10 protein-coding genes and 1 pseudogene are annotated in these 8,876 nt (G+C 68.5%); 8 read left to right on the top strand and 3 right to left on the bottom strand.

Going from position 1 to position 8,876, the window contains the following annotated elements; all coding sequences use genetic code 11:
- Position 1: 1 nt before the first annotated feature.
- Positions 2-412, bottom strand: coding sequence for an ATP-binding protein (locus ACWD4A_RS18265; protein WP_451194977.1), 411 nt, complete (start codon positions 410-412; stop codon positions 2-4).
- A gap of 192 nt (positions 413-604) precedes the next feature.
- Here ACWD4A_RS18265 and ACWD4A_RS18270 point away from each other — a divergent pair, with 192 nt between their 5' ends.
- The 4 genes from ACWD4A_RS18270 to ACWD4A_RS18285 all read left to right on the top strand — a co-directional run bounded on the left by ACWD4A_RS18270 (position 605) and on the right by ACWD4A_RS18285 (position 4,030).
- Positions 605-1,471 (top strand): helix-turn-helix domain-containing protein, encoded by an 867-nt coding sequence (locus tag ACWD4A_RS18270; RefSeq protein ID WP_451194979.1) that lies wholly within the window; start codon positions 605-607, stop codon positions 1,469-1,471.
- Positions 1,472-1,474: 3 nt separating this feature from the next.
- Complete coding sequence (locus tag ACWD4A_RS18275) at positions 1,475-1,732, top strand: DUF397 domain-containing protein (RefSeq protein WP_116214726.1); 258 nt, start codon at positions 1,475-1,477, stop codon at positions 1,730-1,732.
- On the top strand, positions 1,729-2,577 hold the full coding sequence (locus ACWD4A_RS18280) for an SAM-dependent methyltransferase (RefSeq protein WP_451194981.1): 849 nt from the start codon (positions 1,729-1,731) through the stop codon (positions 2,575-2,577). The genes ACWD4A_RS18275 and ACWD4A_RS18280 overlap by 4 nt, the downstream gene beginning before the upstream one ends.
- A gap of 382 nt (positions 2,578-2,959) precedes the next feature.
- Positions 2,960-4,030 carry a recombinase family protein gene (locus tag ACWD4A_RS18285; RefSeq protein WP_451194983.1) on the top strand — a complete coding sequence of 357 codons (1,071 nt, stop codon included), beginning with the start codon at positions 2,960-2,962 and terminating at the stop codon, positions 4,028-4,030.
- 385 nt (positions 4,031-4,415) lie between these two features.
- Here the strand turns inward: ACWD4A_RS18285 and ACWD4A_RS18290 are convergent, their stop codons facing one another.
- Both ACWD4A_RS18290 and ACWD4A_RS18295 read right to left on the bottom strand, forming a co-directional pair.
- The gene (locus ACWD4A_RS18290) at positions 4,416-4,619 is read right to left on the bottom strand and encodes a DUF397 domain-containing protein (RefSeq protein WP_451194985.1); all 204 of its coding nucleotides are present in this window, start codon (positions 4,617-4,619) and stop codon (positions 4,416-4,418) included.
- Positions 4,616-5,452: a helix-turn-helix domain-containing protein gene (locus tag ACWD4A_RS18295; RefSeq protein ID WP_451194987.1), complete on the bottom strand. Its 837-nt coding sequence runs from the start codon at positions 5,450-5,452 to the stop codon at positions 4,616-4,618. Before ACWD4A_RS18295 ends, ACWD4A_RS18290 begins: the two co-directional genes overlap by 4 nt.
- A 106-nt stretch (positions 5,453-5,558) precedes the next feature.
- Here ACWD4A_RS18295 and ACWD4A_RS18300 point away from each other — a divergent pair, with 106 nt between their 5' ends.
- From ACWD4A_RS18300 to ACWD4A_RS18315, 4 genes and pseudogenes are all read left to right on the top strand, one after another.
- Positions 5,559-5,789: a hypothetical protein gene (locus tag ACWD4A_RS18300; RefSeq protein WP_451194989.1), complete on the top strand. Its 231-nt coding sequence runs from the start codon at positions 5,559-5,561 to the stop codon at positions 5,787-5,789.
- On the top strand, positions 5,782-6,039 hold the full coding sequence (locus ACWD4A_RS18305) for a hypothetical protein (RefSeq protein ID WP_451194991.1): 258 nt from the start codon (positions 5,782-5,784) through the stop codon (positions 6,037-6,039). The genes ACWD4A_RS18300 and ACWD4A_RS18305 overlap by 8 nt, the downstream gene beginning before the upstream one ends.
- Before the next feature lie 1,184 nt (positions 6,040-7,223).
- Positions 7,224-8,538 (top strand): annotated as a pseudogene (locus tag ACWD4A_RS18310) (multinuclear nonheme iron-dependent oxidase).
- Between the two features lie 4 nt (positions 8,539-8,542).
- The coding region (locus tag ACWD4A_RS18315; RefSeq protein ID WP_451194993.1) for a TIGR04222 domain-containing membrane protein at positions 8,543-8,876 on the top strand (334 nt) is incomplete at its 3' end.

Genomic DNA, 8,876 nt, shown 5'->3' on the forward strand with positions numbered 1-8,876 from the left:
GTCAGTGGGGGAGCCGCCCGTGCGGCAGGTCGGCCCAGACGACGCGGCCGCGGCCGCTGTCGTCGGGCCGGACCCCCCAGGCCTTCGACAGCACGCCGACCAGCAGCAGCCCGCGCCCGCTCTCCTCGTCCGCGCCGCTGCAGCGCGCCCGGGGCTCCGTCGAGGCGTGCCCCTGGTCCGTGACCTCTATCCGCAGATGTGCGGCGCCCAGCCGCAGTTGACAGCCGACCTTCTCGCTGTCCGTGTGCCGCACGGCATTGGTGAAGAGCTCCGACACCACCAATTGGGCGTCGTCACAGGCCACTTCGTCGATACCCCATTCCCGCAGCTGCGCGGCGACTCGTCTGCGCGCCTCCGCCACCGAGGTGTTGAGGGCCGGAAAGTGAAAGGCGTCCTGACGACGCGCGGCCATGGAACTGCCGTAGCGTCCGAGCGAAGGTGCGTCATGGGAGGGGACCACTCCGCAACTATGTGCGATGGCGGTCATGTGTGGCAAGGTTCAATCTGTAATTTGCAGAATCGTCAGGGCAGTCTGTGTGCTCCGGGGGGTGCATGGCACACTGCGGGCATATGACGGCGGCTGACGGCATGGAGGGGGAGAAGAGTGGCGGACGCGCGGCCGACGGGCGCCCCGACCGTCCTACGGGTCGTACTCGGCAAACGGCTCCAGGACCTCCGGGAGAAGGCCGGGCTGTCCTATGAGGACGCGGGCCGCGCTCTCGATGTGACGCATGCCACGATCCGCAGAATGGAGAAGGCCGAAGTCGGCCTGAAGCTCCCCTATGTGGAGAAACTGCTGTGCGTCTACGGCGTCCATGGCACGGAAGAGATCGAGGGCTTCCTCTCACTCGCGCGGGAGGCCAATCGCCCCGGCTGGTGGCACCGTTTCCGGGATGTCCTGCCCGAGTGGTTCAGCGCCTTTGTGAGCCTCGAAGGAGAGGCCAATCTCATTCGCGCGTACGAACCGCACTACATCCCGGGGCTGTTGCAGACCGAGGACTACGCGCGCGCCGTGCTCCGCGCCGGAATGCCGCACGCCCCCGCCGCCGACATCGACCGCGCGGTCACCGTCCGCAGACAGCGCCAGTCGCTGCTCACCCGGGACGGGGCGCCGCTGCTGTGGGTGGTGATGGACGAGACCGTGCTGCGCAGGCCCATCGGCGGGCCCGACATCATGCGCGCGCAGATCGCCCACCTCATGGACGCGACCGACCTGCCGAATGTCAGGCTGCAGATCATGCCGTTCGCCGCCGGGCCGCACCCGGCGATGTACGGGCCTTTCCATATCTTCCGGTTCCCGCTTCCGGAGCTGCCGGACATCGCCTACGCGGAAAACCTGGTCGGAGCCTCCTACTTCGACCAGCGCGACGATGTCTCGGCCTTCCTGGAAGCGCTGGACCGCATGTGCGCGCAGGCCGCGCCGGCTCACACCACCAAGGCCCTCCTGGGTGGCATTCGTAAGGAGATCTGAACCATGGATCGCATATACAACGGCATGCCCGCCACCGACCTCGGCACCGAGGGGTGGAGCAAGCCGTGGAGCGGCGGCAACGGGGGGAGTTGCGTCGAGGCCATGCGCCTGGGGGACGGCCGGGTCGCGCTGCGCCAGTCCACCGACCCGGAGGGCCCGGCGCTCATCTACACGCACCACGAAATCGAGAGCTTCATCAGAGGCGCGAAGGCCGGCCAAGCCGATTTCCTTCTCGCGGGAACGAGTGTGAGCTGCGAATGAAAGAGCACGGTGTGAGCGAGCGGGGCTTCAGCGCCGAGGAAATAGACACCAGCAGGCCGCACCCGGCCCGCATGTACGACTACTACCTCGGCGGCTGGGACAATTACGAGGTCGACCGGCAGGCGGCGGAACACGTCATCCAGGCCCACCCGCAGGTGAAACTGTCCGCCCGCGCCAACCGAGCCTTTCTCCAGCGCGCGGTCCGGGAGTGCGTGCGCGACGGCATCCGGCAGATCATCGACATCGGCACGGGCATTCCCACCTCGCCCAACACCCATGAGGTGGCCCGTGAGACCGCCGACGACGTACGGGTCGCCTACGTGGACAACGACCCGATCGTCGCCACCCACGCCGGGGCCAAGCTCACCAACGCCGGACGGGCCGCCTTCGTCCTCGGCGACGTACGGCGGCCGGAGGAGATCCTCGCCCACCCGGTCGTGCGCGAACTCGTCGACTTCACCGAGCCCGTGGCCCTGCTGCTGGTCGCCGTGCTGCACTTCGTCAAGGACGAGGAGGACCCGGCCGGGATCGTCGCCGCGCTCGGCGACGCGCTGCCGTCCGGCAGCCGCCTGGTGCTCTCCCACGCCACCGCCGAACCGTACGAGGGCTACGACGAGGGCTATACGGATGTCAAGGCGCGCGACAGTGTGCTCGGTACGTACAAGAACGCGACGGCGGCGCTGAACCTGCGCGGGCGCGCCGCGATCGAGCCGCTCTTCGGCGACTTCGCCCTCCAGGACCCGGGCCTGGTCCGCGTCCCCCTCTGGCGCCCGGACGGCCCGGTCCCTAGCCCGAAGGAACTCAGCAACACCGTCTTCTACGGCGGGGTAGGGGTGAAGGCCTGACCTTCCCCCACCGCACCGGCAACACGGCTTCGCCGCGTTGTCCTCAATCTCCCCCAGGGAACTGTTCACCCCCTAGGACACAACCGGCGTCACACTGCCGGGGCTGTCCGGGGGCAGATCCCTGGGGAATTTGTCGATGTCCACAGCCAGTGTGACCACTTCCGCGCCTGATACCCGCGTTTCCGGGAAGTCCTTGCGCTCCAGGGCGAGTGTGAAGACGACCGCCGCCGCCCCCGTCCCGTCAGCCCTGGTCAGCGATGCAAGGCAATCGACTCACGAGACCCCGGGCGTGAAGACCTCCGCCCCTGCCAGGACGCTTGCGCCCCTTCGCGGGGACACGCCGCCCGTCGTGATCAGGCGTTCCACGCCCTCGAACCGTCATGTGACCGACACCGCTGCCCCTGCCCGTGCTGAGCTCGCGTTCAGCCTCCGCCTGTCCCGCTCGTCCGACGAATCGTCGTCGCTGGACGTCCAGCTCCGCGCCTGCCGCCTCAAGGCTGAGGCGCTGGGCTTCGCCGCCGAGACGATCGCCGCCGCTGAGGCGAACGCCTACGTGGACGATGGCGTGTCCGGCGGGTCTGCCCTTGAGGCCCGTAAGAAGGGCATGGCCCGGATCATGGCGGCCCGCCCGGCCGTCGTCATCGCGTGGAAACTAGATCGCTTCGCGCGGTCCGTGCGTGAGTTTCAGAAGCTGATGGACTGGGCCGACGAGAACGGCGTACGGCTGGTCACGTCGGACAGCCTGCTGGACAGTGCCGACAAGTCCGGGACCGGGCGACTGATCGCGACCATCATCGCGGCCGTCGCCGAATGGGAACTCGGCATGATCACGGACCGCAGTGAGGCCGCGCACGAAGAGCGCCGGGCGCAAGGCCGCTGGATATCCGGCAAGGCCCCGTTCCCGTACGTGATGGAGCGGCGCGACGGCAAGGCATACCTTGCGGAAGACGCTGACGCGTTCGCCCTGGTCCGCAAGCAGATAGACATACTCCTCGCGCGTGGCAGGCGGGCCACGCTGGCCGCTACGGCGCGTGCCCTGCCCATCGGTCGTCAGCAGTGGCGCAACCTGCTTCACAGCGTGGCCCTGCGGGGATGGCGCGAGTTCAAGGGTGAGCTGTGGGGTGCCCTTATCGCTGGGCACATCCGTTGGCTTGGCCGTTCGCCTGAGCGCGAGCCAGAGATCATAGCGGCATGTTCTCGTCTCGCCCGGCTGAGAACAGATGTACTCCGCTGCGAACCATGCGATGCGTTCGGACCAGCCGAGGCAGTCGGGATCGGATGGCGAACGCCAATTCAGCGCGGCGGGAAGCGCACACGGGAAAACCTGAGCATGATGTGCCGGGGCTGCTGGATTGAGTCCGGCCGGACTGACTGGCTTCCCGTTCCGTCTGGTGCACGCATCCATGAGCAGACGGCACGAAGCGGCTCGCCGATTTCAGTGATCGAACTCTGATGGGCGACTGGGCTTCAGGGGGTCGGCAGGGAAGGGGTAACTACTCTCAAAGTTCAGAGAACGGACCTCTTCCCGATCCCGGCCCCAGCTCGACACACGCGCCCTAGGTGTGAACTTTTTTCCACGCCCCCATGCGGCAAATCCCTTGGGAACACTGAGCACTGCACGTTTGACTACCCTGAGAATGGCCCCTTTAAGGGGTAGTTAAGCCACTTGAACGTGCTGCGAAAGACGAGAAAACTCCCGCGAAGCACAATCAGATTCCCCCGATGGCTGCCCGCGCTGGGTGGCCGTCGGGGGCTTTGTGCGTACCCGGACACAGGCTGCCCCCACCGTCCACGAAGACGACAGGGGTCCTGTGTGGGCTTGTGTGGGACTCAGAGGCTCAGGAAAGCTGCCGAGATTTCACGTCTGCCACGAACGCCGACCAGGACGACACCGGGAACGTCAGGGCGGGGCCGTGGGGGTCCTTGCTGTCACGGACCGGGACGGTACCGCTCGTGACGACCAGGTTGGCGGCAACCTCAATACAGTTGCCGCCGTTGTTGCTGTAGGAAGACTTGAACCAGCGGGGGGAATCGGTCGTCACAACGTGCCCTTTCGTACCTGCTCGATCATGGCCACAGACGCCGCCTGAGACAACGATTCGGCCTGTAGCTGATGGTAGGCCGTCAACATGGGCACTACGGACACGGGCTCTCGGTCCAAGTTCCCCTGGGCCTGAGACTCGGCGTAGCAGACGATGGACCGGTCTGGCAAGGTCAAGAGGTTGACAGGCAGGTCAAACGTACGACGCTCGCCTATGTCGTACGGCGCCACCTGTAGCAACGTGTTCGGCAACTCGGCGAACTCGACCAGCCCGGCCAACTGGGCGTCCATGACGACCGACCCACCGACAGTACGACGGATGCAGCTCTCATCCATGGTCACAAACACCATAGGTGGGTGAGGCCTTGCTAAGGCTGCCTGACGCTTCGCCAGGAACGAGACACGTTCATCCGCTTGCCCGGGTGTGGTGGCTCCCCGACGTACCGCACTCTCAGCCAACACCCGTGCGTACTCTGGGGTTTGCAGTAGGCCCGGAATGATTCCAATCTCGTACAGCCGGATCTCCACGGCCCGCCCCTCGTACTTGACGTACTCCGGGAACCCCTCCAGTAAGGCACCGTGCTTGATCTCGCGGTACTGGCGTTCGAACGCGTCCGCTGTGCCCGTGAGGCCGAAGACTTCATCTGCGCTACGCGAGAAGCGGAGAGTTGGAGGCTTCCGACCAGTTTCAACCGCCGAAATATGAACGCTGGAATATTCCATGCGTGCGGCAAGGTCATCCTGGATCCAGCCGCGCGACTCGCGCAAGCTGCGTAAACGCGCCCCGTAGGCTGCGTGGGGTGAGGCATCGGGGTTCAACTCCTTGCGATTCAAGGACCATTCACCAACCTTTCGTTCCCCTCTTGCAGGTTGAAGGGTGCCCAGGTGTGGGCCACGCTGAACCTCCCTGGCAGCGGAAGCGCCACGGAGAGGAGTGGCCGTGTCCGGTAAGAACGTTCACACCAAGCGGAGGGTCGAACCGCTACCCCCGCTGCCCCACTCGCCCGGCGTCGGCGGCATCGTCGTCGGCAAACTCGTCGACCAGTGCAAGCGCTGTACGAGCCTGAACAACATGCGTCGGTCGGCATGGGTGGCCTGTGACTGGGACTTGGACGCGTGGGCCCGCGAAGAGTTCCACCGGCACTGGGAGGAGGTGCACCGCAATGGATGATCAGCGCTGGAACGCCTTCGCCGTCAACCAGGATGGCACCATCCAATGGGCCCCAGAGTTGGGGGAGTTGGTCACTGACACCACGCGCGACCAAGTGGGCAAGGTGGCCGGATGGGACGGCCAGGAGGTGGCGTTGCGTCCGCTGGACGGCGGGAAGCGCTGGTACACCACCACCTATCGCCGGGCCAACGACAACGAGCGGCTGCGGGCCCGCGTCGCGCTCTATAACCGAGAGCGGCGGGGGTGGTGAGCTGGTGTCGAACCTGCGAGCTTTGCCGAGACAACGTCAACGCGGCCGTCGGCGGGCTGTAATGGGCCCGCGTCCAGCGCGACCCCGACGCAATCAAGGTCGCCGAGGACCGGCTAGCCGGGTACCGCAAGGGATGGGCAAAGCGCCGCGTCGACGCTGGGTGCAACGCCTGATCCCGCGACGGCGCCCGGTGGCGGACTGGCTCGAAGGGTCGGTTCTCGCGGCCGTCATTGTGGCCTCATGCGTCGCTGCCGTCTGGCTCGCCGTCCACGGCGCCCCCGGGCGCTACTAGACCGCCTGCCCCTCTGTGTGCGCCCGCCTCCCCCGACGGGCGCTAGCCGACCGCAGCGGGGCAGGCACCAACGCCCTTCCGGCTGTACGGGGGACGGCCGGAAGGGACCAAGACCCCCGCCCGGTCGCTTGTACGTGACGGTCGGCGGCCGGGCGGGAACCGCCTCTCATCAGGGGGGGGGCAGAAGCGTCCCAACCGTAGGAGGGAACCATGGGCGATACGCCGTGCCTGAACTGCAACGGCAGCGGGTACGTGACCAAGGACGGGCTACAGCACCAGTGCGACAACTGCAACGGGACCGGGCGCGTCGAACACAGCTGAACGGAGGGAACGGGATGTGCAGCAAGTGTTACGGCACCGGGTTCGTCGCTGAGGAGGTACCGGGCGGCGCAAAGCTGGTACGCGCGTGCGACGCCTGCAACAGCCCCGATGCGGTCAACCGAAACAGGGAGCCGCGCCGCCGGGACGAGGGCAGCGGCGGGAAAGGCAAGTAGGTAGTTGAGGCAGTAGAGGGCCCTGCCCGTGCGCTTCCCTCCGAAGCGTACGGGCGGGGCTTCCTGCTGGTCAGGCGAACGCATGTCCTGGCGTATCCCAAGGGGTGTACCGTTCCGGCTACCGCTGGGAGGTGCCCCCAGGACGGGCCGCAGGCTCAAAGGCCACGTTCCGCACATCCAGCCCGTCCGGCGTTTGAGGACGCGGCCGCAGGACGCTCCCGCCGCAGGCGGCGACGGGGCCGGGGAACAAAGCCCGCCACAGGCGGTAGTTGACCCCAGCCCGGGAAAATCCCGGTTCGGTCGCGCCAGCACCGGGCATCAGCCCCTTACGCGACCATTTCGGCGCGCACCGGGACACGGGGGGTGATCCCATGCGCACCCTCGGCATGGGCCACGGCATGAGCCTCGGCATGGGGCTGGGCTGGCGTCCGGAGCTGTCCGGCGCCATCGCCCGGCTCCCGGACGTCGACTGGGTCGAAGTCATCGCGGAGAACATCGACCCCACCGACATCCCCACCCCACTCAAGCGACTCCGCGCCCACGGCACCCCAATCGTCCCGCACGGCGTCAGCCTCGGCATCGGCGACGCGGCCCGCCCCGACCTCGCCCGCCTCGCCGCCCTGGCCGCCCGCGCCGAGGCCCTCGGCGCGCCCCTGGTCACCGAGCACCTGGCCGCCGTCCGCGCGGGCGGCCCGCTGACCGGCACCCCGCGCCTCGAAGCCGGGCACCTGCTGCCCGTACCGCGCACCCGCGACGCCCTCGACGTGATCTGCGCCAACATCCGCATCGCCCGGCAATTCCTGCCCGTGCCCCTCGCGTTGGAGAACGTCGCGGCCTGTCTCGCCTGGCCCGGCGAGGAGCTCACCGAGGGCCGGTTCCTCGCCGAGGTGGCCGAACGCACCGGAGTGCGGCTGATCGTGGATGTGGCCAACCTCCACACCAACCACGTCAACCTCGGACAGGACCCCGTCCGCGCCCTCGCGGACATCCCCTCCGAAGCGATCGCCTACGTGCACATAGCCGGGGGAGTGGAGGAGGACGGCATCTGGTACGACACCCACGCCCACCCCGTACCGCCGCCCGTGCTGGACCTGCTCGCCGAGCTGTGCGCCCGGTCCGTGCCCCCGGGCGTCCTGCTGGAACGCGACGGCGACTTCCCGGACGCCGCCGGGCTCGCGGCCGAACTCGCCGCCGTCCGCGCGGCGGTGGACCGGGGCGGCCGCCATGGCTGACCCCGGCCACGGGGACCCTCACCACCACGGGGACCCCCACCACGCGGCCCGCCTGCGCCTCGCCCGGGAGCAGGCCGCACTGCTGGCCGCGCTCGTCGCGGGCGGCCCGCCGCCCCCGGGCTTCGACCCGGAGCGGCTGGACGTACAGCGCCGGGCCCTGCTGGCGAAGCGCGCCGACACCCTCGCCAAGGTGGCGCCCGCGCTCCCTGCGCTCCTGGGCGAGGAGTTCCGGGAACTCTTCCACGACTACGCCCGGAACCGGCCCCTCACCGCGGGCCACCACCGCGACGCGCTCGACTTCGCCGCACACCTGCTGACCGCGGGACGGCCGCGCGACCCCGTCAGACGCCGCCTCCTGGCCGACTGGCCTGCCGCCAGGACGGCTCCGCCGCGCACCCCCGGCCGCGTGCGCCGCCTCGCCGCGGCCGTACGCGGCCTCGGCACCCTCCGTACGGCACCGCGTTCCGCGAAAGGCACGTGACAGCATGATCACCGCATGGGTACTCGCACTCGCCGTCGCGCTCGTCACCATCGCCCTCCCCTCCGGCCTGCTGCTCCGCGACCGTCGGCGCGCGGGCGGCGACGCCGGGGGCGCGGAGCCCGGCCCGCTGGAGCTCGCCCGACTGACGGGCGGACCGCAGCGGGTCGTGGAGACCGTGATCACCGCGATGTACGACGACGGACGGGTCAGGGTGACCACCGACAGCCTGATCAAGGTGCTCAGCCCGGTCACGTACCACCCGGTCGAGCGCGCCCTGCTGGAGTGCTGCGGCGACCGCTGGTTCTGCACCATCGCCGCCGCGCGCACCAAAGTGGTGC

It is taken from the genome of Streptomyces sp. NPDC002537 (assembly GCF_053594975.1).